Annotated in this window: 21 protein-coding genes and 1 riboswitch; of the genes, 11 read left to right on the forward strand and 10 right to left on the reverse strand. The window is 71.8% G+C overall.

From position 1 onward, the window contains the following. Positions 1-47 precede the first annotated feature (47 nt). A complete protein-coding gene (locus FH610_RS31075; protein WP_139578693.1) occupies positions 48-1,472 on the reverse strand; it encodes an alpha,alpha-trehalose-phosphate synthase (UDP-forming) in 1,425 nt (474 codons plus the stop codon). A gap of 103 nt (positions 1,473-1,575) precedes the next feature. On the opposite strand from FH610_RS31075, the gene FH610_RS31080 reads away from it, so the two are divergent. From FH610_RS31080 to groL, 5 genes are all read left to right on the forward strand, one after another. Continuing rightward, positions 1,576-2,127, forward strand: coding sequence for an RNA polymerase sigma factor (locus FH610_RS31080; protein ID WP_139578694.1), 552 nt, complete (start codon positions 1,576-1,578; stop codon positions 2,125-2,127). A 148-nt stretch (positions 2,128-2,275) separates the two neighbouring features. Continuing rightward, positions 2,276-2,415, forward strand: a riboswitch (SAM riboswitch). Positions 2,416-2,429: 14 nt separating this feature from the next. Beyond that, a complete protein-coding gene (gene thrC / locus FH610_RS31085) occupies positions 2,430-3,692 on the forward strand; it encodes a threonine synthase (protein WP_139578695.1) in 1,263 nt (420 codons plus the stop codon). Positions 3,693-3,737: 45 nt separating this feature from the next. Then, a complete protein-coding gene (locus FH610_RS31090; RefSeq protein WP_030509193.1) occupies positions 3,738-4,013 on the forward strand; it encodes a MoaD/ThiS family protein in 276 nt (91 codons plus the stop codon). Positions 4,014-4,269: 256 nt separating this feature from the next. Continuing rightward, positions 4,270-4,470, forward strand: coding sequence for a cold-shock protein (locus FH610_RS31095; RefSeq protein ID WP_030509192.1), 201 nt, complete (start codon positions 4,270-4,272; stop codon positions 4,468-4,470). Between the two features lie 369 nt (positions 4,471-4,839). Further along, positions 4,840-6,462 (forward strand): chaperonin GroEL, encoded by a 1,623-nt coding sequence (groL, locus tag FH610_RS31100; protein WP_030509191.1) that lies wholly within the window; start codon positions 4,840-4,842, stop codon positions 6,460-6,462. A 72-nt stretch (positions 6,463-6,534) separates the two neighbouring features. Here groL and FH610_RS31105 read toward each other — a convergent pair whose 3' ends face one another. Both FH610_RS31105 and FH610_RS31110 read right to left on the reverse strand, forming a co-directional pair. Beyond that, complete coding sequence (locus tag FH610_RS31105; protein ID WP_139578696.1) at positions 6,535-6,963, reverse strand: GNAT family N-acetyltransferase; 429 nt, start codon at positions 6,961-6,963, stop codon at positions 6,535-6,537. Then, positions 6,960-8,945 carry a HelD family protein gene (locus FH610_RS31110; RefSeq protein WP_139578697.1) on the reverse strand — a complete coding sequence of 662 codons (1,986 nt, stop codon included), beginning with the start codon at positions 8,943-8,945 and terminating at the stop codon, positions 6,960-6,962. The genes FH610_RS31105 and FH610_RS31110 overlap by 4 nt, the downstream gene beginning before the upstream one ends. Positions 8,946-9,082: 137 nt before the next feature. On the opposite strand from FH610_RS31110, the gene FH610_RS31115 reads away from it, so the two are divergent. Then, entirely contained in the window at positions 9,083-9,391 is a 309-nt protein-coding gene (locus FH610_RS31115; RefSeq protein ID WP_139578698.1) for a hypothetical protein, read from the forward strand. A gap of 448 nt (positions 9,392-9,839) precedes the next feature. On the opposite strand, the gene FH610_RS31120 is transcribed toward FH610_RS31115, so the two are convergent. Beyond that, on the reverse strand, positions 9,840-10,709 hold the full coding sequence (locus FH610_RS31120) for an SCO6745 family protein (protein ID WP_139578699.1): 870 nt from the start codon (positions 10,707-10,709) through the stop codon (positions 9,840-9,842). Between the two features lie 49 nt (positions 10,710-10,758). On the opposite strand from FH610_RS31120, the gene FH610_RS31125 reads away from it, so the two are divergent. Then, entirely contained in the window at positions 10,759-10,962 is a 204-nt protein-coding gene (locus FH610_RS31125) for a CGNR zinc finger domain-containing protein (RefSeq protein WP_240809307.1), read from the forward strand. A 10-nt stretch (positions 10,963-10,972) separates the two neighbouring features. On the opposite strand, the gene FH610_RS31130 is transcribed toward FH610_RS31125, so the two are convergent. From FH610_RS31130 to FH610_RS31140, 3 genes are all read right to left on the reverse strand, one after another. Further along, positions 10,973-12,628 carry a DNA repair helicase XPB gene (locus tag FH610_RS31130; RefSeq protein WP_139578701.1) on the reverse strand — a complete coding sequence of 552 codons (1,656 nt, stop codon included), beginning with the start codon at positions 12,626-12,628 and terminating at the stop codon, positions 10,973-10,975. A gap of 72 nt (positions 12,629-12,700) precedes the next feature. Continuing rightward, entirely contained in the window at positions 12,701-13,234 is a 534-nt protein-coding gene (locus FH610_RS31135) for a hypothetical protein (RefSeq protein WP_139578702.1), read from the reverse strand. A 47-nt stretch (positions 13,235-13,281) separates the two neighbouring features. Next, positions 13,282-15,669, reverse strand: a complete 2,388-nt coding sequence (locus FH610_RS31140) for a helicase-associated domain-containing protein (protein ID WP_139578703.1) — start codon at positions 15,667-15,669, stop codon at positions 13,282-13,284. A gap of 207 nt (positions 15,670-15,876) precedes the next feature. On the opposite strand from FH610_RS31140, the gene FH610_RS31145 reads away from it, so the two are divergent. Beyond that, positions 15,877-16,275 carry a cold-shock protein gene (locus tag FH610_RS31145; RefSeq protein ID WP_139578704.1) on the forward strand — a complete coding sequence of 133 codons (399 nt, stop codon included), beginning with the start codon at positions 15,877-15,879 and terminating at the stop codon, positions 16,273-16,275. 63 nt (positions 16,276-16,338) lie between these two features. Here FH610_RS31145 and FH610_RS31150 read toward each other — a convergent pair whose 3' ends face one another. Beyond that, positions 16,339-17,598 (reverse strand): MFS transporter, encoded by a 1,260-nt coding sequence (locus tag FH610_RS31150; protein WP_240809308.1) that lies wholly within the window; start codon positions 17,596-17,598, stop codon positions 16,339-16,341. A gap of 107 nt (positions 17,599-17,705) precedes the next feature. On the opposite strand from FH610_RS31150, the gene FH610_RS31155 reads away from it, so the two are divergent. Together FH610_RS31155 and FH610_RS31160 are read left to right on the forward strand one after the other, a co-directional pair. Continuing rightward, positions 17,706-18,503 (forward strand): DUF3027 domain-containing protein, encoded by a 798-nt coding sequence (locus FH610_RS31155; protein ID WP_139578706.1) that lies wholly within the window; start codon positions 17,706-17,708, stop codon positions 18,501-18,503. Between the two features lie 2 nt (positions 18,504-18,505). Continuing rightward, on the forward strand, positions 18,506-21,439 hold the full coding sequence (locus tag FH610_RS31160; protein WP_139578707.1) for a sacsin N-terminal ATP-binding-like domain-containing protein: 2,934 nt from the start codon (positions 18,506-18,508) through the stop codon (positions 21,437-21,439). Here FH610_RS31160 and FH610_RS31165 read toward each other — a convergent pair. Next, complete coding sequence (locus FH610_RS31165; protein WP_139578708.1) at positions 21,436-22,239, reverse strand: helix-turn-helix transcriptional regulator; 804 nt, start codon at positions 22,237-22,239, stop codon at positions 21,436-21,438. The two genes, FH610_RS31160 and FH610_RS31165, sit on opposite strands and share 4 nt — an antisense overlap. An 89-nt stretch (positions 22,240-22,328) precedes the next feature. Between FH610_RS31165 and FH610_RS31170 the strand changes: the two genes are divergently transcribed. After that, positions 22,329-22,742, forward strand: a complete 414-nt coding sequence (locus FH610_RS31170; protein ID WP_240809309.1) for a nuclear transport factor 2 family protein — start codon at positions 22,329-22,331, stop codon at positions 22,740-22,742. Here FH610_RS31170 and FH610_RS31175 read toward each other — a convergent pair. After that, positions 22,722-22,985, reverse strand: a complete 264-nt coding sequence (locus tag FH610_RS31175; RefSeq protein WP_240809310.1) for a DUF2530 domain-containing protein — start codon at positions 22,983-22,985, stop codon at positions 22,722-22,724. The genes FH610_RS31170 and FH610_RS31175 overlap by 21 nt on opposite strands. Positions 22,986-23,100: the final 115 nt, after the last annotated feature.

A 23,100-nucleotide genomic window follows, 5' to 3' on the forward strand; every position in this document is an offset into this window, starting at 1 on the left:
GCAGATGATCCGGAACGAGAGCCGACCACCCGCCATGGCGCTCGACATCAGCGCAGCGCGGCGAGCTGGTCCTCGAACCAGCGCTGGGGCGGCAGGGCGGTCGCGGCCTCCCGCAGTCGCAGGCCGCGCGTGAGCCGCTCCTGCTCCGGCAGCGTCAGCGCCGCGTGCAGCGCCGCCGCCGTGCCGGACACGTCGTAGGGGTTGACGAGCAGGGAGTCGGCCCCCAGTTCGGCCGCCGCGCCCGCCTCGCGGGACAGCACCAGCGCGCACCGGGGCGACAGGATCGGGCCCTCCTTGGCCACCAGGTTCATGCCGTCCCTGATCGGATTGACGAGCAGGACGTCGGCCATCCGGTAGGCGGCCAGCGAGCGCGGGTAGTCGTCGTTCACGTTGAGGATCAGCGGGTCCCAGTCCTCGGTCGCGTACTCGTCCTCGATCTCCTTGGCGCAGCGCTGCACGGCCGCCGTGTACTCGCGGTACTCCGGCAGGTCGTGGCGGGAGGGGTAGGCGAACGCGAGGTGGACGACCCGGCCGTGCCATTCGGGATGGGCGGCCAGGAACTCCTGGTAGGCCCGCAGGCCGCGCACGATGTTCTTGGACAGCTCGGTGCGGTCGATGCGCACGATCAGCTTGCGGTCGCCCACGAGGTCCCTGATCACGGTCATGTGCGACTCGACGTCCTGCTCGGCCGCACGGGCCAGCAGCGCCTCGCCGTTCACACCGAGCGGGTGGACGCCGATCCTGGTGGTCCGCCCGTCGTGCGTCACCGTACGGGCGGCGTGGTCCACCCGGGCCCCGAGCAGGGTCTCGCAGCAGTCCATGAAGGCGCGGGCCCAGCGCGCGGTGAGGAATCCGGCGTGGTCGGCGCCGAGGATGCCGGTCAGCACCTCCGCCACGACGTCCTCGGGCAGCAGCGCGAAATATTCGGGCGGCGCCCAGGGCGTGTGCGAGAAGTGGGCGATGCGCAGGTCGGGCCGCTCGACCCGGAGCATCGCGGGCGTCAGCGTCAGGTGGTAGTCCTGCACCATGACGCGCGCCCGGTGGGCCGCCTCCTCCGCCAGGGCCAGCGCGAAGGCCCCGTTGTACGTGCGGTACGACTCCCACTCGCGGCGGAACCGCGTGCCGAACTCGGGGGCGAAGGGCGTGTTGTAAAGCAGGTGGTTGACGAACCAGAGGGTCGAGTTGGCCACGGCGTTGTAGGCCCGGTGGAAGACCGCGGGCGGGATGTCCAGCATGCGGATCGGTCCCGTCTCGAAGGCCCGGTCGAGCCGCCCGCCGGGCGCCTGGCGCACCGCGCCCCGGTCGCCGTCCGACAGCGCCGCGCAGACCCACAGGACGTCGGTGTCCCTGACCACCTCGGACAGGCCGGAGACGAGCCCGCCCCCGCCCCTGCGCATGGTCAGGCCGCCGTCGTCCGACAGCGTGAAGGACACCGGGCCCCGGTTGGACGCGATCAGAACGGTGCTGCTCATCTTGGGGTTCCCTCGATCAGAGCGGGCGCGCATGCCGGAAGATTAATAAAAGCCGACCTCCGTCAATAGGATGTCAACCGATCGCGGAAGGGCTGGATACGGCATGGCACTGGACGACACGACCGAGGACCTGGCCCGATCGGCTGCCCAGGGGGACCATCGCGCGCTCGGCGAACTGCTGCGGCGCATCGAGCCCGACGTGCTGCGGCACTGTGAGCGGCTTCTACCGTATCGGCAGGACGCCGAGGAGGCCGCGCAGGACACGCTGCTCGCCGTGGCGCGCAACATCGCGAGGTTCGAGGGGCGGGCCAAGTTCAGCACCTGGCTGCACATCGTGACCGTGAACTGCGCCAGGACCACGTACCGCTCGCTCAAGCGGCGCTCGTCGGAGCAGGCGGAGGAGCTGCCCGAGCAGCGGCCCGACCCCCGGCGGGTGAGCGTCATCGCGGGGTCGCGGCTCGACCTGCTCGACGCGATGGAGGCGCTCGAGGCCGAGCGGCCCGACCTCGCCCAGGCGCTCGTGCTGCGCGACATCTGCCAGCTCGACTACGCGGAGGTCGCCGAACAGCTGAAGATCCCCCTCGGGACGGTCAAGTCCCGTATCCACCAGGCGCGCAAGTACGTGCAGAGTGCCCTCGGCGAGGCGTACGGCTGATACAGATCGTCTCGCGATGTGAGACGCGGGAACGGACACCAAGGACGCCGGGGTACAGTGCTAGTGCCGCGACTGACGAGATTTGCCCAGCGAAGATCGGCAGGAGGGGCACTTAAGGACCTTTCTCGGAAGGTCCTACAACTGAACATGCTCATCCAGAGGGGTGGAGGGACCGGCCCTGCGAAGCCCCGGCAACCTCCCCGGTGTCGAACTCGTGTCCACGAGGCCCGGCCGGGACAGGTGCCAATTCCGGCTCGCGGCCAGGGTGGTCGCGAGCGAAGATGAGGGAAAGGCCTCGCTTCATGGCGCACACCAGCACTGCCGCGAACACCGTCGAGTTCGGCCCCGCCACCGGTCTTTCGTGTCGCGAATGCGGCGCTCTTTACGACCTCGGCCCGATCTTCGCCTGTACGGAGTGTTTCGGCCCCCTTGAGGTGGCGTACGACTTCGGCGAGGTTCGCCGGGAGGACATCGAGTCCGGCCCGGCGAACATCTGGCGGTACCGCTCCCTGCTCCCCGTTCCCGCCGGCGTGGCGGCCAAGCCCAACCTCCAGCCCGGCTGGACCAAACTCGTGAAGGCCGACAGGCTGGCGGCCGAGCTGGGCCTGCGGTCGCTGCACGTCAAGGACGACTCCGGCAACCCGACCCACTCCTTCAAGGACCGGGTCGTCGCGATCGCGCTGGAGGCAGCGCGCAACTTCGGCTTCCACACCCTGTCGTGCTCCTCCACCGGCAACCTCGCCGGCGCGGTGAGCGCGGCCGCCGCCCGGGCCGGGCTGGACTCCTGCGTGTTCATCCCCGCCGACCTGGAGCCGGCCAAGGTCACGATGGCCGCCGTGTACGGCGGCCGCCTGGTCGCCATCGACGGCAACTACGACGAGGTCAACCGCTTCTGCTCCGAGCTCATCGGCGACGAGCTGGGCGAGAAGTGGGGCTTCGTCAACGTCAACCTCCGGCCCTTCTACGCCGAGGGCTCCAAGACGCTGGCGTACGAGATCGCCGAGCAGCTCGGCTGGCGGCTGCCCGACCAGATCGTCATCCCGGTGGCCTCCGGCTCGCAGCTCACAAAGATCGACAAGGGCTTCCGTGAGCTGATCAAGCTGGGACTGGTCGAGGAGCGGCCCTACCGGATCTTCGGGGCGCAGGCCGAGGGCTGCTCGCCGGTCTCCCAGGCGTTCAAGGCCGGGCAGGACGTCGTGCAGCCGGTGCGGCCCGACACCATCGCCAAGTCCCTCGCCATCGGCAACCCGGCGGACGGGCCGTACGTGCTCGACATCGCGCGGCGGACGGGCGGCGCGGTGGAGGACGTGAACGACCAGGAAGTGGTCGAGGCGATCCGCCTGCTGGCCAGGACCGAGGGCGTCTTCGCCGAGACCGCGGGCGGCGTCACGGTCGGCGTGCTGCGCAAGCTGGTGCGCGAGGGTCGCCTCGACCCCGACGCCGAGACCGTGGTGCTGAACACCGGCGACGGGCTCAAGACGCTCGACGCGGTGGCCGAGCACGCCCGCCCCGCCGCCGTCATCCGTCCCTCTCTCGACGCCTTCCGTGCGGCATTCGCCAACTGAAAGCGTTTCAAAAGGTCCATCGGCAGTAACGAAAGCGAGCGAACAATGAGCGTTTCCGTGCGGATTCCGACGATTCTCCGGACGTACACCAACGGCGCCGCGGAGGTGAGCGGGGAGGGGGGAACGCTCCGCGAGGTCCTGCAGAAGCTGGACGCGGACTACCCCGGCATCGGCGGGCGCATCCTGGACGAGACGGGTAAGATCCGGCGTTTTGTCAACGTCTACGTCGGGGAAGAGGACGTCCGATTCGCCGATGGTCTGGACACCGCCACGCCGGACGGGGTGCAGATTTCGGTCATCCCCGCCGTCGCCGGAGGCTGAGTCGCCGCGCCGGGGCCGAGCACCTGACATGCGCTTCTATCGATGAAGAAGTCGTGCGAGGCCATGACAAATGGTGCAGCTCTCAACTATTCAACAGCAAAGTGAATATTCTTCGTTCCTGCTTTGAGCGAACGCCAAGTAGTAGTTTGCGGATTGACTCTGTTGTCCTACGCCTTGACACGGGTATGGTCGAGGACGATCGACAAAACCGGGGGCTTCTTGGGTGTGGTCCCCAGCCCAGCAAGAGGAGTCGGAAGTGGCGCAGGGCACCGTCAAATGGTTTAACGCGGACAAGGGCTACGGCTTCATCGCGGTAGACGGTGGTAAGGACGTGTTCGTCCATTACTCGGCAATCATGATGGACGGCTACAAGGCCCTCGAGCAGGGTCAGCGGGTTGAGTTCGACATCACGCAGGGTCAGAAGGGCCCGCAGGCGGAGGCCGTACGGGCCGTCTGATCCCGTCATCGACCTTGGAAGGCCCGGCGCGCGTCCCGCGTGCCGGGCCTTCCGCTTGCCGTGTCGCCCGCTTCGCCATCGGGGCGCTCGCACCCGCCGGGTCGTGCCGGAGGCGCGCCCCTGGGCTCGCCTGGTGTCTCCCGCTTGCCACCGGCTCGCTGATCTGGACATAACGTCCAAGCTGGTCAGCGAGGCTTCCGCTTGCACTCGCAGGGGTAGAGTGCTAAATACTTGTTTGGCACTCTGAGGTCGAGAGTGACAACAACCGGGATCGGGGCGATGGGGCCCGCGCAGGGATAGCGGGTCCGCGCCGTCGCGGGCGTCGGCTCGGTCCGTTGAAGACACCCTGCTACTGGGAGGTCTAGCCTAATGGCAGCCAAGATGATCGCGTTTGACGAGGACGCCCGGCGCGGTCTCGAGCGCGGTATGAACCAGCTCGCCGACGCCGTGAAGGTGACCCTCGGCCCCAAGGGCCGCAACGTCGTGCTGGAGAAGAAGTGGGGCGCCCCCACGATCACCAACGACGGTGTCTCCATCGCCAAGGAGATCGAGCTCGAGGACCCGTGGGAGAAGATCGGCGCCGAGCTCGTCAAGGAAGTCGCGAAGAAGACCGACGACGTCGCCGGTGACGGCACCACGACGGCTACCGTGCTCGCCCAGGCGCTGGTCCGCGAGGGTCTGCGCAACGTGGCCGCCGGCGCCAACCCGATGGCGCTGAAGAAGGGCATCGAGGCCGCCGTCGAGCGCGTCAGCGAGGAGCTGTCGAAGCTCGCCAAGGACGTGGAGACCAAGGAGCAGATCGCCTCCACCGCCTCCATCTCCGCCGCCGACACCGAGATCGGCGCCCTCATCGCCGAGGCGATGGACAAGGTGGGCAAGGAAGGCGTCATCACCGTCGAGGAGAGCAACACCTTCGGCCTGGAGCTTGAGCTCACCGAGGGCATGCGCTTCGACAAGGGCTACGTGTCCGGCTACTTCGTGACCGACCCCGAGCGCATGGAGGCGGTCTTCGAGGACCCGTACATCCTGATCGTCAACTCCAAGGTCTCGGCGAACAAGGACCTGCTGCCGCTGCTCGACAAGGTCGTGCAGTCCGGCAAGCCGCTGGTCATCATCGCCGAGGACGTCGAGGGCGAGGCCCTGGCCACCCTGGTCGTCAACAAGATCCGCGGCCTGTTCAAGTCTGTGGCCGTCAAGGCTCCGGGCTTCGGCGACCGCCGCAAGGCCATGCTGGGCGACATCGCCATCCTCACCGGTGGCCAGGTCATCTCCGAGGAGGTCGGCCTCAAGCTCGAGAACGCCACCCTCGACCTGCTCGGCCGCGCCCGCAAGGTCGTCATCACCAAGGACGAGACCACGATCGTCGACGGCGCCGGTGACGCCGAGCAGATCTCCGGCCGGGTCAACGAGATCCGCGCCGAGATCGAGCGCACCGACTCCGACTACGACCGCGAGAAGCTCCAGGAGCGCCTCGCCAAGCTGGCCGGCGGCGTCGCCGTCATCAAGGCCGGCGCGGCCACCGAGGTCGAGCTCAAGGAGCGCAAGCACCGCATCGAGGACGCCGTCCGCAACGCGAAGGCCGCGGTCGAGGAGGGCATCGTCCCCGGCGGTGGCGTGGCCCTGCTGCAGGCCGGCGCCAACGCGTTCGACAAGCTCGAGGTCAACGGCGACGAGGCCACCGGTGCCGCGATCGTCCGCAAGGCCCTCGAGGAGCCGCTGAAGCAGATCGCCGTCAACGCCGGCCTCGAGGGCGGCGTCGTGGTGGAGAAGGTCCGCAACCTCCCGGCTGGTGAGGGCCTCAACGCCGCGACCGGCGAGTACGTCAACATGTTCGAGTCCGGCATCATCGACCCGGCCAAGGTCACCCGCTCGGCGCTGCAGAACGCGGCGTCCATCGCGGCGCTGTTCCTGACCACCGAGGCCGTCATCGCCGAGAAGCCCGAGAAGGAGAAGGCCCCCGCCATGCCCGGCGGCGGCGACATGGACTTCTGATCCATCTGCCTGCTTCGTCTCAACGGAAGGGCGGTTCCCCCGCGGGGGAGCCGCCCTTTCCCGTTGTGCGCCTCAGGTGAGGCGCCTGACCCAGCGGGCGCAGTCGGTCTGCATCGCGTAGCCCGCCGAGGTCCAGACGTGGTGCGCCAGGGCGTTGTCGTGCAGGACCATCGCGTCGGCACGGAACGCGCCGAACTTCCGGAACCGCTCCTCGGCGGCCCGGATCAGCAGCGATCCGATGCCCGTGCGCCGGTGGGCGGGGTCCACGGCGAGCCGGTAGAGGTGGGCGCGCCAGCCGTCCCACCCGGCGATGAGCGTGCCGACGATGAGGCCGTCGATCTCGGCGATGAGCAGCGCCTCGGGATCGCGCTCGATCAGGGCCACGACCTTGCCGGAGTCGTCGTGCCTGTCGGTGTTCTCCGCGGCTTCCAGCCAGAACCGGAGCACGGCCGGGACGTCGTCGAGTGCTCCGTGGCGGACGCGTACGCCGGGGGAGGTCATCGCAGCTCCTCGGGAAGGTCGCGGTTGTGCAGGACGGTCAGTGACGTTACCGCCCGGGTGAGGACCACGTAGAGGCGGGCGAGGCCGCGCTCCTCGGCCTCCGCGATCGCGGCCGGCTCGGCCACGATCACGTGGTCGTACTCCAGGCCCTTCGCGAGCGTCGCCGGCACCAGCAGCACCCGGTCGTCGCCCGTCGAGTCGGGGCCGAGCACCGTGTGCGGCACCGCGGCGGCCTCCAGGGCCGCAGCGAGCGCGGGAAGGCCGGGGTCGGCCGCGATGACCCCGATGGAGCCCTCCTGCGCGAGGGCCTGCCGTACGGCCTCGGGGAGGGCGGCGGCGACGTCGCTCTCCCGGCGCACGGACAGGGAGCCGGCGCCGGGACGCAGCGAGCGCGGCGGGGCGAGCTCCGGTGCGACGGAGGGCAGCAGCCGCGCGGCGAAGTCGAGGACCTCGCGGGGCACGCGGAAGCCCAGCGTGAGCTCGGTGACCTCGCCCGAGGGCTGGCCGAGGTGGTCGAGCACGGTCTTCCACGAACGCGCCGACCAGGGCGTGGTGCCCTGGGCGAGGTCTCCGAGCACGGTCGCCGAGCCGGTGCGGCAGCGGCGTCCGAGCGCGCGCAACTGCATCGCCGACAGGTCCTGCGCCTCGTCCACCACGAGGTGTCCCTGCGACGGCGTCCGCTCGATCAGGTCGCCGAGTTCGTCCAGCAGCGCCGCGTCGGCGGCCGTCCACTTGGCCGACCGGTGCGACTTGTACGGCTTGCGCCACACGATGAGCTGCTGCTCCTCCGGCGAGAGGTCCGACCGGGCCGCCTTGGCCAGGAACTCGGGGTCCGACAGCAACCGGAACAGCACCTGCTCGGGGGTGAGCTTCGGCCAGACGGCGTCCAGCACGGCCTTGACCGGCTTCGACCGGGCCACCGCGTCCTGCACCCGGTCGTCGGGCGACTCGCCGCGCCGTTCCATCTGCACGAGCACGGCATGGGCGAGCCGCTGGGCCAGGGTGGCGCGGCCCGGGCCGTACCTCGTCGTGCCGCGCAGCGAGGCGACGATCTCACGGACCTCGTGATCGGGCACCCGGTAGCGGTTGATGCCCTTGGTGAACAGCACCCCTTCGGCCGGCTTGGTGAGGTGCAGCCACAGCGCCCGCTTGACGACCTCCGCCATGCGGGCGTCGCCCTTCACGGCCGCCGCTGCGGGGTCCTCGGGATGGGCGTGGTCGCCCAGGACGCCGGCCACCGTCGTCTGGTCGACCTTCACCTCGCCGAGCGCGGGCAGCACCGAGGAGATGTAGGAGAGGAAGGCCCGGTTGGGCCCGACGATCGTCACGCCCGAGCGCGACAGCTTCTCGCGGTGGGTGAACAGCAGGTAGGCCGCGCGGTGCAGGCCCACGGCCGTCTTGCCGGTGCCCGGCGCGCCCTGCACGCAGACGGTCACGCCGAGGTCGGCGCGGACGATCTCGTCCTGGTCGGGCTGGATGGTCGCCACGATGTCCCGCATCGGGCCGGTACGGGGCCGCTCGATCTCCTCGGTCAGCAGCCTGCTCTGCCCGAGCGCCCTGCCGTCGAGTGGTTCGTCCTCGTACGCGGTGAGGTCGCCGCCCTGGTAGCCGAACCTGCGGCGCAGGGCCACCCCCATGGGGTCGGCGGGACTGGCCTGGTAGAAGGCGCGCGAGATCGGGGCGCGCCAGTCGATCACGAGGGGCCGGCTGCTCTCGTCGTGGACGTGCCTGCGGCCGACGTAGACCGTGCTCGGCAGGTCGTCGCCGGCCGCGCGGTCCAACCGGCCGAAGAACAGCGGCGCGTCGGGGTGGTCGGCCAGCGCGGCCACTCGCTGGTCGAGCAGGCCCTGCAGAACCTGCTGGGACACCCAGTCGCCGGCGGCGTCCGCCGACAGCGACTGCGCGTGCTCGCGCATCGCTCGCAGTGCGGCGCGGGAGGCCGCGAGATGGGCGCGCTCGGCTTCGAGCACATTTCCGGGCATGCGGAAGCTCCTCCGGGCATGACGGGGACAGGACTGGTGGAAGCGGGAAGCACAAGAGCTTAGCGATGGGCACCACGATGCCGAAACGGTATTTCTCTCGCGTGTCGCCGTTTCCCGGAGCGGGTATCTGTACCCGGGTGACGCGCACCGTGGTTCCTCCGGCGATCCCGGCGGCGGCGAGCCTGCTGCTCGCCACGCTGTGGGGGTTCGCGGTCTTCGGCGACTGGAGCAGACAGGCCTTCTGCACGACGAGCCTGGGAGCGTCGCCGGACTGCGCGGACCGGATCGCCTCGGTGATCGCGCTGTCCGTGATGGTCGGGGTGGTCGCGGCGTGCGCCACCGGGGTCGCCTGGCTCGCCAGGCGCGAGTCCCTGTACGGCGTCGCGGTGGCGGCCTGGGTCATCGCGCTGGTGGTGCTGTTCGTCGGCGGCCTGGCCGCCCAGTGACCGCCTCCCGATGACCGGCACGTGAAGCTTTGCGGCGACGATGGAGCGCTCCATCGTCAGGCCGCCGGGGAAACAGTATGCAGTGGGGTGATTTGTCCTGATGTGCCGCGTTATGTGAGCCGCGAGCGCTCACCGGCGGGCGAGATAACGGGCAGCGAGAAACCAGGAGTAAGACGAAAAATGCGTATATTGCGTGATTCGTCTTGTCTGCTGGGTATTGCCGCCATCACGACTGCATCATGTGAGGGTAAGGCGCGAGGGGGTGATGTGGTGACAAGGCCCAAGGGCATCTCCTGGACCTAGGTCATGTCCACGCACGTTCACCGGGCTCGGGGAGCGGAGCGGGCTTCGCCGAGGACCGGAGCTTTCTTCCGGCATGGTGACCGGCCCGGCCGACGTCGCGGACACCCCGCGCTGAGTGCCGGCCGTGTGCGTGGCCGGCCACCCCTTACTCGGGAGCCTGGATCCTGCCGATGCCGAGCGTGGTGACGGCGGGCAGCAGGCCCGACTCGAACACGGCCCCGAGCAACGGCCGGTTGAGCTCGGCCAGCCGCTCGGCCCCCGCCTCGCCGAGCGCCCGCCACGGGCTCGCCGCCAGCTCGTCGGTCATGCGCTCGACCTGGTCGCGCAGCGCCCGCCCCGCCGGGGTGGCCGTCCCCTCGTCGTCGATCAGTCCGCGTGCGGCGAGCCGGTCGCGCGCGGCGGACCATTCCTCGTCGCTCCAGCCGCGCCCGGCGAAGTTCTCCGCCGGGGCCGCCCCGACCGCGGCGAAGGAGACCAGGGCCTCGCAGGCGTCCAGACCGGCGGCGTGCAGGGCCGTCAGGTGCCCGTCGCCGCGGTGCTCGCGCAGCACCGTGTACGCCTGCCACAGCGCGAGGTGCGGTTCCTCCGGCCAGGGGAGGTCGAGGTTGGCCGCGGCGAGCGGCCGGTGGGCGACGTCCACGCTCTCCGCCGCCCTGATCGCCAGCTCGGCCGCCTCCTTGAGACCTTCGTCGATCCGGTCGCCGAGGAGCCCGCGCAACGTCCGGTCCATCGCCCGCAGCCGCGCGTCGAGCACCTGTGCGGGCGTCGCGGTCTCCCAGACGCCCGGCACGTACTGCGCGATCATGCTCGGGCTGAAGCTGTAGTAGGCGGCGGCCACCAGCGCGGGTCCCGCCGCGCCCAGCGGCGCCGTGCGCCAGGCGAAGTAGCTCGGCCAGCGCGTCGTGACGTCGTAGCCGAGTGCGGCGGACTCCTCGAATGCCTCCGGGCTGTAGTAGAGCGTGGCGTGGACCGGCTCGATCTGATGCCACATGGTGCGGGCCAGGCGTACGGACATCCCTCAAACCTCACTGTCTAGGTCCTTTCACCGGCCGGAGGCGACGCTCGTGGACGCCTGGGCCGCCGACATGGGCACCGCGCTGGCCATGGTCATCGGGGTCGGCCAGGGGGCGCGGCTCGGCGCGTGCCAGGCCGCGACGTGCTCCCTGGTCTTCTTCGACACCACGCGCAACGCCTCGCGCCGCTTCTGCGACCTGTCGTGCCAGAACCGGGCCAAGGCCAGCGCCTACCGCGCCCGGCGCCGTACGTGACCCGAGGAGGTCAGCGCGCCGGGTCCTCCTCACCCACGTCGTCGGCGTCGATGATGTTGTAGGCGTACCCCTGCTCGGCCAGGAACCGCTGCCGGTGCGCGGCGAACTCCTGGTCGACCGTGTCGCGGCTGACCACCGAGTAGAACCGCGCGCCGCCGCCGTCCGCCTTGGGGCGCAGCACCCGGCCGAGCCGCTGGGCCTCCTCCTGGCGCGAGCCGAACGTGCCGGAGACCTGGATCGCCACGGCCGCCTCGGGCAGGTCGATGGAGAAGTTGGCGACCTTCGAGACCACCAGCACCCGGATCTCCTTGTCGCGGAACGCCTGGAACAGGCGCTCGCGCTCCTTGACCTTGGTCTCGCCCTTGATGACCGGCGCGTCCAGGTGCACGCCCAGCTCGTCGAGCTGGTCGATGTACTGCCCGATGACCAGCACCTGCTCGTCCGCGTGCCGCCGCACCAGCGCCTCGGTCACCCTCGTCTTGGCCGGCGTGGTCGAGCAGAACCGGTAGCGCTCGTCGCTCTCGGCCATGGCGTAGGCCAGCCGCTCGTCGTCGCTGAGCGTCACCCGCACCTCGACGCACTCGGCGGGGGCGATGTAGCCCTGGTTCTCCATCTCCTTCCAGGGCGCGTCGTAGCGCTTCGGCCCGATGAGCGAGAAGACGTCGCCCTCCCGGCCGTCCTCGCGCACGAGCGTGGCGGTGAGGCCGATGCGCCGGCGGGCCTGCAGGTCGGCGGTCATCCGGAAGATCGGCGCGGGCAGCAGGTGGACCTCGTCGTAGACGACGAGGCCCCAGTCGCGGGCGTCGAACAGCTCGAGGTGCCGGTAGGTGCCCTGCCGCCGGGTCGTCATGACCTGGTAGGTGGCGATCGTGACCGGGCGGATCTCCTTCTTGGTGCCGGTGTACTCGCCGATCTCGTCCTCGGTCAGCGAGGTGCGCTTGAGCAGCTCCTGCTTCCACTGGTGGGCCGAGACCGTGTTGGTGACCAGGATCAGCGTGGTCGCGCGGGCGTGCGCCATGGCCGCCGCGCCCACGATCGTCTTGCCCGCGCCGCACGGCAGCACCACGACGCCGGAGCCGCCGTGCCAGAACGCGTCGGCCGCCTCCTTCTGGTATGGCCGCAGCGACCAGCCGTCCTCGCGCAGGTCGATGGGGTGGTGCTCGCCGTCGACGTACCCGGCCAGGTCCTCGGCCGGCCAGCCGAGCTTGAGCAGCGTCTGCTTGATGTTGCCGCGCTCCGAGGGGTGCACGGCCACGCTGTCGGCGCCGTAGCGCTCCCCGACCAGCGGCTGGATCTTCTTGGAACGCAGCACCTCCTCCAGCACGGCGCGGTCGGTGCTGGTGAGCACCAGGCCGTGGACGGGGTGCTTCTCCAGCCGCAGCCTGCCGTACCGCGCCATGGTCTCGGCGACGTCCACGAGCAGCGCGTGCGGCACGGGATAGCGGCTGAAGCCGATCAGCGCGTCGACCACCTGCTCGGCGTCGTGCCCGGCGGCCCGGGCGTTCCACAGCGCGAGCGGGGTGATCCGGTAGGTGTGGACGTGCTCGGGCGCGCGTTCGAGTTCGGCGAACGGGGCGATGGCCTTGCGGCACTCGTCCGCCCTCGGGTGGTCGACCTCCAGCAGCAGCGTCTTGTCCGACTGGACGATCAGAGGCCCGTCACTCAATGCCTGCTCCCCCTCGTACGGCTACCGCCTATCAAACACGAGGCCGGGCGGAATCAGTCCCAGTCGCGGGAATCAGTCGTCGAGGTAGCCGTTGACCCCGGCCCAGATGAGCGCGCCGATCCCGATCACGAACAGGACGACGTTGATGCCGATGGCGATCCACGTCCACTTCAGCAGCCTGCGGGACTGGTCCGGCGCGGTGTCCACCTTGCTCAGCGCGATCCCGGACAGGATCGCCCCGGCGATGCCGCCCAGGGAGATGTAGCAGGTCAAGGCCAGCACGAGGCTGATGACGAGGGCCACGATCGCGTGCGTGCGCGGGCCCTCCTGCCTCGGCGGGTAACCGCCGGGCGGGTAGTAGCCGTACTGCTGCTGCTGATACGGATTCGGTCCCGGCTGACCGTACTGGCCAGGCTGGCCGTACTGCCCCGGCTGCCCGTACTGGCCGTATTGCCCGTACTGCTGGTTGGGGTCGGGTCCCGGTGGCGGGCCGTACGGCCCGTACTGCTGCTGTCCGTAGGGGTTGGAGCCGGACGGCGGTCCATAGGGATTGGACGGGGTCTGCCAATCCTGGGGTCCCTGCCCCGGCTGCTCTGGAGTCGTCACCCTGAAATCCTTTACTACGGGAGACCTCAAGATTTACCACGGATATGTCATCGGCCGATCTCGGCGATGCCGGTGATGCGGTGCAAGGCGAAGCGGTGGACCGTCGCCCGGGTCTCGTCGTACGCGGTGAGGTAGCCGCCCTCCATCCGGGCCGGTTCGAGGATGCGGCTGGTGGCGTGTCCCTGCGAGTCGAGGTAGCCGATCCACACCCGCGACCCCTGCCGGATGGCCTCCTGCAGCGCGCTGATCGTGGCGGTCGCGGGGGAGCGGGGCACCTGGCCCTCCGGCGCCTCCACGGGCCGCCGCCGCGAGTCCCCCGCCCGCATCGCCCGCACGGCCGCGGCGAGCACCTCCGGGTCGGGCGCGGTGTTCGCGGTCGCGCGGGCGGCGAGCTGTCCCTCGGTCCGCCGGGCGTCGGCCCGGGCGACGACCACGTCGCCCTCCAGCGACTCGGCCACCGGCGCGTACCCCATCGCCCGCAGCGAGTCGACCAGCGCGGCCCTGGACGTCTTGGAAGCCAGCACGGTCGGCGCGAGCCGCCGCAGCCGCAGCAGGTGGGCCCGCTTGTCCGCGAGCACCTCGTCGAGCAGGGCCGGGTCGTCGCACCGGATGTACGCCGACGCCGTGCCGACCCGGATGCGGCCGTGACGGCGGGCGACATCGGTGACCAGATACCTCAGCGGCTGCGGGACCGGCGTGGCCGAGTGTCGTTCCAGTACGGCGAGCAGGTCGTCGGCGGAATGACCGGCGTCGAGCGCCCGGCGGACCGACTGTTCGGAGAAGCGGTACACCGTCGCCCCGCCCTTGCTCTCCACGTCCGCCGTCAGCGCGAGCCTGCGGCCGAGATCGGTGGTCAGCGGGCCCGGCGCCACGGCCGTGAGGTCGGCCTGCAGCAGCACGTGGTCGACCGGCTCCGGCAGCAGCGGCGCCAGCAGGCCTGCCGCCGTGCCGTCGCCTCGGGCCACGGCTCGGCCGTGCGTGGCCGGCACGCCGAGCCCGGTCACGCCGATGTGCTCCGCCTCGCGCAGCGCGAAGCGTACGAGCCGGTCGCGCAGCGCGGGGCGGCGGCGGGGCTGCTCCCAGGCGAGCCGGGCCAGCACGGACTCGGGCGTCGGCGCGAGGCCGGGCGGGGCCGACTCCAGCACGGCGAGCGTGCGCGCCCGCGTCTGTGCGGCTCCCGGCCTGCGCAGGTCGGGGTGGAGGGCGTTCAGCGGCCGGTCGCGGTCGTCCCGTTCGCCGATCAGCCCGGGGGCGCGTTCCATCGCGGCCCACGCGTCGGCGAGCACGGCCCAGCGGTCCTCGGTGGCCTTGATCCGCCAGCCGTCGTAGCCGCCCGTGGGCAGCCATTCCCCCTCGCCCGCCGCGACCAGCCCGGCCGCGTGGGCGACCTCGACCACCAGCCCCGCCGCCCACTCCGGCAGGTCGAGGAGCTGGGCCGTCCGCCTGAGGTCCCGTACGGCGAGGCCGCCCGCGCGCAGCACGCCCGGCGGGTCCACGCTCCACACCTCGCACAGCTCCTCGACCGTGCGCACGAACGTGAACGCCTGCCCGGCGGCCGTGCGGTCGGCCAGGTGCTGGTCGCGTACGGGCCCCTCCAAAGCGGGCGGGCCGGGGGACAGGTCGCGGTGCACCCGGCCGTCGCGCAGCACGAGGGCGACCTCACGGGGGAGCGCGACGGTCTCCTCCCCGGTCGCGCCGAGCAGCCCGCGGGCCAGCAGTTGCTCGATGGGCGACTGGGCGCTCGCGGCGTCCACCTCCCGGCGGGCGTTCGGCAGCCGTCCGCTCGCCGGGCCCCAGACGAGCTCGTCCAGGGCCGCCCGCGCCTGGGGGGAGACCTCGCCGACGAGGCGCGCGACCGTCGCGGAGTCGGCCAGCAGCGCCGCGAGCCGCTCCCCGGCCGGCCGTCCGCCGTCCGGCCGTTCACCGCCGGCCCGGCCGTCGCCCTCGTACGCCGGGTCGATGTCCCGCAGGAGCACGTCGAGCCGTTCCGGCGGGTGATGGCGGAACACCTCGGCGACCGGCGGCCCCAGGGCGGCCGGGGGTTCGAGCGCGTCGGCCACGCCCGGCGCGGGCAGCAGCGCGTCGTCGGGCCCGTAGACCAGGGCGCGCGTGGTCAGCACGTCGAGCGCGGCGTCGAGGGCGGACCCGAGGGCCTTGTCGTCCCGATCAGCGGGAACGGCGCGGCGGAGCAGGGACAGCACCGTCCCACGATCGGCGGGGCCGGGCCGCAGGGCCAGCGTCTCCAGCACGGAGAGGGAGAACCGGTCGAGCCGGTCGAGCGCCCGGCCGATGGCCGAGGGGCTGCAGGCGCGGGCGGCCAGCCCGTCGATGTGCGCGGGGACGGGCGTCACGAGTTCGGGCCGCGCCGCCACGAGCGCCCGCAGCCGCTCGTCGGAACGGCCGCGCAGCCACTCGCTGAAGTCCGTGCCCGTCATTCTCTCCATGGTAGGGCGGGGCCTTCATCCGGCCGCCGGAGCGCCCGTACGGCAGGGGTTTCGCGCGTTCGCGCGGCGCCGCGACGGAAGATCCACACCAATCTGGTCATGGGACGCTTCAATCGCCTCTGGGTGGGTCCACGGGGCCTGTCTGTGGGCATAACCTACATCCATCACCTTCACGACAGTCTGAACGAGGTCACCCCTGTGCCGAGTGGCAAGGTCAAGTGGTACGACGCCGACAAGGGTTTCGGCTTCCTCACCCGCGACGACGGCGGTGAGGTCTTCGTGCATTCCTCCGCCCTGCCCAAGGGAGTCGAGGCGCTCAAGCCCGGGCAGAAGGTCGAGTTCGGTGTCGCCGAGAGCCGCCGCGGACAGCAGGCGCTCTCGGTGCGGGTGATCGACCAGCCGCCGACGCTGGCCAAGGCCACCAAGGGCAAGGCGAAGCGGAAGAAGCCCGACGAGATGGTCGTGATCGTCGAGGATCTGATCAAGCTGCTCGACGACATCTCGAACTCCTACCAGCGGGGCAAGCACCCGGACGCCGCGCACGCCAAGAAGATCGCGACCGTGCTGCGCGCCGTCGCCGACGACCTCGACGCCTGAGCGCCTGGCAGATCCCGTACGTCCCCCGCCGCCCGGCCGGGTCCGGGCGGCGGGCCCGGGAGCTCAGGTGGCCGTGGCGGCGCGGGCGGCGAGCCTGCGGCGGCGGATCATGACGAGGCGGCCGAAGGAGAGCGCGAGGGCGGCGGACATCACGCCGAACCCGGCGGGGCCGGCCACGAACAGCGACATCACCAGGCCCAGCAGGCCGCCGAGGACCCAGGCGATCTGGAGCAGCGTCTCGGCGACGCCGAACGCCGAGGAGCGCACCTCCTCGCCGATCTCGCGCTGCACGATGGCGTCGAACGCGAGCTTGCCGAGGCCCTGGGCGAACGCGCCCACGAGGGCCACGGCGGCGGCGGTCCACACGGTGAAGAAGAACGCCGCCGCGACGGTCGCGACCGTGGCCAGCGCGAGCGTGGCCATGACGGTCAGGTGCGGCGACCGGGAGCGGGACCAGGAGCCGGCGGCGGCCCCGGCCAGGCCCCCCGCGCCCGCGGCGGCGGCCAGCAGCGCCAGCGCGACCTTCGGGTCCACGCCGCGCAGGTGGCCGTCCTGGACGAGGAACAGCAGGAAGAACACGAGGAAGCCCGACTGCACCCGGATCGCGGCGTTGGCGCCCATGGCCTCGCCCACCACAGGGCCCAGGTTGAGCACGGTGCGCCATCGGGGGCGTGGCTCGGTCTCCTCCAGGTCGGGCGCGTCCACGTGCCGCGGCAGCCGTACGGCGAACACCCCGGACAGCAGGAACAGCGGCACGGCGCCGCGCAGCACCCAGTCGGCCCCGGCGGCGGCCGACAGGCCGGCGGCCACCCCGGCGCCCACGCCGGCCGACACCAGCGCGAACAAGGCGACCCTGGCGTTGGCCGTCACCAGCGGGATGTCGGCGGGCAGCACGCTCGGCATGATCGCCGCCCGGGACACGTTGTAGGCCTTCGACAGGACCAGCACGGCGAGCGCCGAAGGGAACAGCGTGACCGCGTCGGAGGTGTGGACGGCGCCGGCCATCCCCCAGCACAGCAGGCCCCGCGCGAGCAGGGTGCCGGCCATGATGTAGCGGCGGCCTGAGCGGAGCCGGTCGAGCACCGGCCCGACGAAGGGCGCCACCACCGCGAACGGCAGCATGGTGATCAGCAGATAGGCCGCGACCTGACCGCGGGCCTGGCCGACCGGCAGCCCGAACAGCAGCGCCCCGGCGAGGGCCACGGTGACCAGCGCGTCCCCGGCGGAATGGGCGGCCGTCAGCTCGATGAGGTGGCCGAGGCCGGTGCGGCCCGCTCCCTGGGCGTGCGTGAGCCGGCGCGTCGCCCGCGCCGGTGCTCTCACAACACGCGTAACTTTCGCCCAAATCTTCACCATAGGCACCGAGGGTCCTTCCAAGATTTGCCCATCGAGCCGGTGCGGTCCGCTCGCGGCGTGGGTGAAAATGGAGTGTGAGTCGTACCCGAATCCGTAGCACTCCAGTCGACCAGGCCTGTGCGGCGGCGGTCGACCTCGCCCGCCGGGCCGCGGAGAACATCGCGCGCCCCGGGGAGGTGGGAGAGCACCTGGGCTTCGACAACGAGGGCGACCGGGTCGTCACCCATTACTTCGAGTGCCTCGACCGCGCCTACCGCGGCTGGCGCTGGGCGGTCACCGTCACCCGGGCCTCCCGCGCCCGCGTCGTGACCGTGAGCGAGACCGTGCTGCTGCCCGGCTCGGGCGCGCTGCTCGCTCCCGCTTGGGTGCCGTGGAACGAGCGGCTGCGCCCGGGTGACCTCGGCGTGGGCGACCTGTTGCCGGCCGAGGCCGACGACGACCGGCTCGTGCCCGGGTTCGCCTCCGCCGACGAGGACATCGACAAGCAGGCGATCTTCGAGCTGGGCCTGGGACGCGCCCGCGTCCTGTCGGTGCTCGGCCGCGACCTCGCCGCGCGGCGCTGGGCCGCGGGTGAGGCAGGACCGCACACCCCGATCGCGCACGCCGCCCCCGCGCAATGCTCCACCTGCGGCTTCTACTGGCCGCTCGCCGGAGCGCTGGGCCTCGGCTTCGGCGTCTGCGCCAACGAGTACGCGCCGGACGACGGCCGCGTGGTGTCCGCCGACCACGGCTGCGGGGCGCACTCCGAGGCGACCACCGTGCCCTCGATGGTCATGGACCCGGCGCCCCCGATCCTGGACGACATGGGATACGACATCATCGAGTCGGGCTCCGTGGACGAGGCCGGCTCCGAACCCCTGGGTCACGCCTGATCATGTTCGATACCGCGCGCCTGCGTGACACCGTTCTCGCGGCCTGGACGGCCTCGCCTGCCCGCTTCCGTGAGGACGCCAACGCCGAGGAGGACTTCGCCCTCGGCGGCTACCGCGACCGGCTGGTCGTGGAGCTCGCCCAGAACGCCGCCGACGCCGCGCTGCGGGCCGGTGTGCCGGGCCGCCTGCGGCTGACGCTCGCCGACGGCGTGCTGCTGGCCGCCAACGTGGGGGCGCCGCTCGACCAGAGCGGCGTGGAGGGCCTGTGCACCCTGCGTGTCTCGGGCAAGAAGGACGAGGTGGGAGCGGCCGGCCGGTTCGGCGTCGGCTTCGCCGCCGTGGTGTCGGTCACCGACACCCCTTCGGTCTCCTCTCGCGCCACCGGAGGAGTGCGCTGGTCCCGGGAGGAGACCGCCGCGCTGGTCGCGGCCCGGCCGGAGCTCGCGGCCGAGCTGCAGGGCCGAGAGGGGCACGTCCCGCTGCTGCGGCTGCCGTTCTCCGACGACTCCCTCGACGTACCCGAGGGGTATGACACGCTCGTCCGGCTTCCGCTGCGGGACCAGGCCGCCGAGCAGGCCGTACGGCGGATGCTGGAGGAGGCGGGGCCCGCGCTGCCGCTGTCGATGCCGGCGCTGGAGAGCGTCGAGATCGAGATGGACGGGCGGACCCGCACGATCTCGGCCGAGGGCTGGCACGTGGTCGCCGAGTCGGGCACGTTCGGCCCCGAGCAGGTGGCCGAGCTGTTCGCCGACCGGCCGACCGAGGAGCGGGCCCGGCCCTACTGGGAGGTCCGCTGGGCCGTCCCCGGCGACCGCCGCGGGGACGTCCCCAGGGTGGTGCACGCGCCGACGCCGAGCGACGAGCCGCTCGACCTGCCCGCCCTGCTGATCGCGTCGTTCCCGATGACCACCGACCGGCGGCACGTCGCCCCCGGGCCGCTCACCGACTTCCTGGTCGCCAGGGCCGCCGAGGCGTACGTACGGCTGCTGGGGGAGCTACCGGCGACCCCGGACCTGCTCGACCTCGTGCCCGGCCTGATGGGCAAGGGCGCGCTCGACGCGGCGATCAGGCGGGAGATCGTCAAGGCGCTGCCGGACACGCCGCTGCTGCCGACGATCTCCGAGGGCGTAGTACCAGGCAACCAGGCACGGGCGGTCGACGGGACGGCCGGGTTCCTGGCGAAGATCGCCGGCATCGTCCCCGGGCTGCTGCCGGCGGGCTGGGCCTCGCGGCACCCGGCCCTGACCACGCTCGGTGTACGCCGGGTCGACCTGGCCGACGTCGTGGACATGCTGTCCGGCGAGGCGGTGGAGGACAAGGATCCGGCGTGGTGGCGGTCGCTGTACGAGGTGCTGCCCGCCGACGACCTGGAGGCGATCGGCGCCGTCGCCGTGCCGCTGGCCGACGGCCGCCTGGTGCGCGGCCCGCGCGGCACGCTCGTGCTGTCGCAGGAGTCAGGCACTTTCGACCCCGCCCTGCTCGCGCCGCTCGGGCTGCGGATCGTCCACCCGGACGCCGTCCACCCGCTGCTGCTGCGGCTGGGCGCGGCAGAGGCGACCCCGCGTACGGTGCTGGAGGACCCGCTCACCCACGCGGCCGTGTCCGAGTCGCTGAACAGCGCCGACCCCGAGCCGGTGGCCCAGGCCGTGCTGGCCCTGGTCGACGCGGCGGGCCTGACCGCGGGGGAGGCCCCGTGGCTGGCCGACCTGGCGCTGCGCGGCGCCGACGGCGAGCTGTACGCGGCGGGCGAGCTGCTGCTGGCCGAGGGCTCCCTGGCCGGGCTCATCGACCCCGAGGTGCCGTTCGGCGTCGCCGCCCCCGACCTGGTGGAGAAGTTCGGCCCGCACGTGCTGGCGGCGGCCGGGGTGCTCGACGGCTTCGCCGTGGTCAACGATTCCGACGTGCTGCTCGACCCCGCCGAGTGCGACCACGACCTCGACCTCGAGGACGAGTGGCTGGAGGCCGTGCTCGACCTGCTCCCCGACCTCGACGTGCCGCCGGTGGTCAGGGAGTTCACCGCCGTACGCGACCTGGAGTACGTCGCCGACTGGTCGAGCGCGCTCGCGCTGCTGTCGCGGCCCCCGCTGCGCGCCGCCCTGCGGCCCATGCGGGTGCTCGCGGCGGGGGAGACGGTCGAGGTGCCGTCGTACACGGCCTGGTGGCTGTCGCGGCACCCGGTGCTCGGCGAGCGTAAGCCGACGGAGCTGCGGCTCCCGACCGGCGACCCGCTGCTGTTCGGCCTGTACGGCGAGGCGCCGGCGGGGATCGACGAGGACGCGCTGAAGATGATCGGCGTCCGTTCCACCCTCGCCGAACTGCTCGACTCGCACGGCGGCCCGGAAGAGCTGCTCGACCTGCTGGCCGACTCGTCGCTGGAGGTCGACCGGGCCCAGCTGCGGTCCCTGTGGATCGCGCTGGCGGCCGTCGATCCCGCCCGGGTGAGCCCGCCGGAGGCCGTACGCGCCGTGCTGAAGGGCACGGTCACGGTCGCGGACGTCGAGGACGGCCCGGTCGTGGTGGAGGCGCCCGACCTGCTCGCCCTGGTCGAGGACCGGCCGCTCGTGCTCGCGCCGTTCGACCTCGCCGAGGCGCTGTCGGAGGTGCTCGACCTGTCGCTCGCCGGTGAGGTGGTCACCGGCGCGGTCACCTCGGCCGGCGCCGAGAAGCTCGTGCCGCCCGAGGTGCGCTCGCTGCTGCCCGGCACCCCCGTGACGTACGTCGAGCACGACGAGCTGCTGGTGGACGGCAGGCCGGTGCCGTGGCGGTTCTTCGAGGGCGTGGTGCACGCGACCGGCGTCGACGGCCTGGCCAGGGGCCTCGCCTGGGCGGCCGGCCAGTGGGGCGACCGCCTCGCCGTGGCGGCGCTCCTGCGCGACCCCGCCCGGGTCCCCCTGCTGCTCGCCGAGGCCGACCTCGATCCCACGGCCTCGATTTAGGCGGGGTGCCCGGGGACGTCGAAGGAGGCGTGGCCGGGCGTGGTGAAGTACGCGGCGCTCTCCGCGTCCGCGGGGTAGTACGACTCGATCGCGACCTCGTCCAGGGTGACGTCCATCGGAGTGCCGAACGTGGTGGTGGTCGAGAACAGCCGCAGTTCCCGTCCGCCGAAGCGGAAGATCATCGGAACGGCGATCTCGGCCTCGACCGGGTGCCGCGCGTCCTCGCGGCCCGCACCGGGTGCCAGCAGCTCCTCGTAGAGCGCGGTCAGCTCGGCGCTGGGAGCGACGACGAGCTGACGCCCGATCCGGATACGGAGCAGCGCACGCACCTCGGCGAGGTTGACGATGTGCGGAGCGAGCCCGCGCGGGTCCAGCCCGAGCCGCACCATGTTGATCGGCGGCCGCAGCAGATCGGGCGCGACGTGTGCGAGGAACGGGTCGAGGGCGCTGTTGGTCATCACGATGTTCCACCGGCGGTCGACGACCAGCGCGGGGTACGGCTCGTGCGCCCGGAGGACCCTCCCGATCGCACTCCGGGCAGCCGACAGCGCGTCCCCGCCGAGCGGCCGCTCGGCGTAGCGGGGTGCGAAGCCGGCGGCGAGCAACAGCCGGTTGCGCTCGCGCAGCGGCACGTCGAGCTGTTCGGCGAGCCGCAGGATCATGTCGGCGCTCGGGTGGGACTTGCCGGTTTCCACCAGGCTGACGTGGCGAGCCGAGACGTCGGCGGCGATCGCGAGATCCAGCTGGCTGAGCCGCCGGTGATGCCGCCACCGCCGCAACAGTTCCCCGACCGTGTGCATGGCCGCCGATGCTACTCCTGGGCGGACCGTACGCCGATGAAATGCCACTTCATCGACAATCCACGCCAACGGCGGAAACACTGCTGGCCATGCCGACCAAGGACATGACCACAGACAACAGGAGCATCGTGCGACAGGCGCTGGAGGCGCTGATCGCGACCGGTGACGTCGACGCGCTCGCGTCGTCGCTGAGCGACGACTTCGTCCACCACCGGCCTGACGCGACGAGGACCAAGGCGGATTGGCTCGCCGCCGTCCGCGGCGCGCTCGTCCCGCTCGCCGGCATGCAGGTGGAGATCCGGCACGTGCTGGCCGACGGTGATCACGTCGTGATGCACTCGCGGCGCCGGCTGCCCGCTGCCGGGCCGGAGATCGCGGTCGTCGACATCTGGCGGCTCGACGACGGGCTGATCGCCGAGGCGTGGGAGATCATCGAGCCGGTGGCCGAGGCGACCGCCCATTTGACGTGGTGGGAGGGCCCCTCAGGGGCGGCGGGGTTCTGACTCGTCGGCTTCGACGGCGGCGGGGACGGACTCGCGCAGCCGGGCGTCGCGGCGGCGGATGTACAGGACCCCGAACAGGCCGAGCCCGATCCCGGCCACGCAGACCCAGACCGGCCGCGGATCGGCCGGTCTGACCACCAGCAGCACGACGGCCAGGGCGATCGCCCACAGGGCCGTTCCGACCAGGATCGTGCGGGTGTCCCTCGTCCTGAGAGGCATGGGGTCCGGCCGGCGCTCGCTCACGGCAGCCAGCTTAGAAGGTCGCGGCAGCGAGCCGGTATCTTCATGACAAACCAGTCACGAAAGGACAACGCTGCTCCCCTGGCTCTTTCCGCGGATGGTAAGGGCCTGCGACTCT

This window comes from Microbispora catharanthi (genome assembly GCF_006334915.2).
Taxonomy (GTDB): Bacteria; Actinomycetota; Actinomycetes; order Streptosporangiales; family Streptosporangiaceae; genus Microbispora; species Microbispora catharanthi.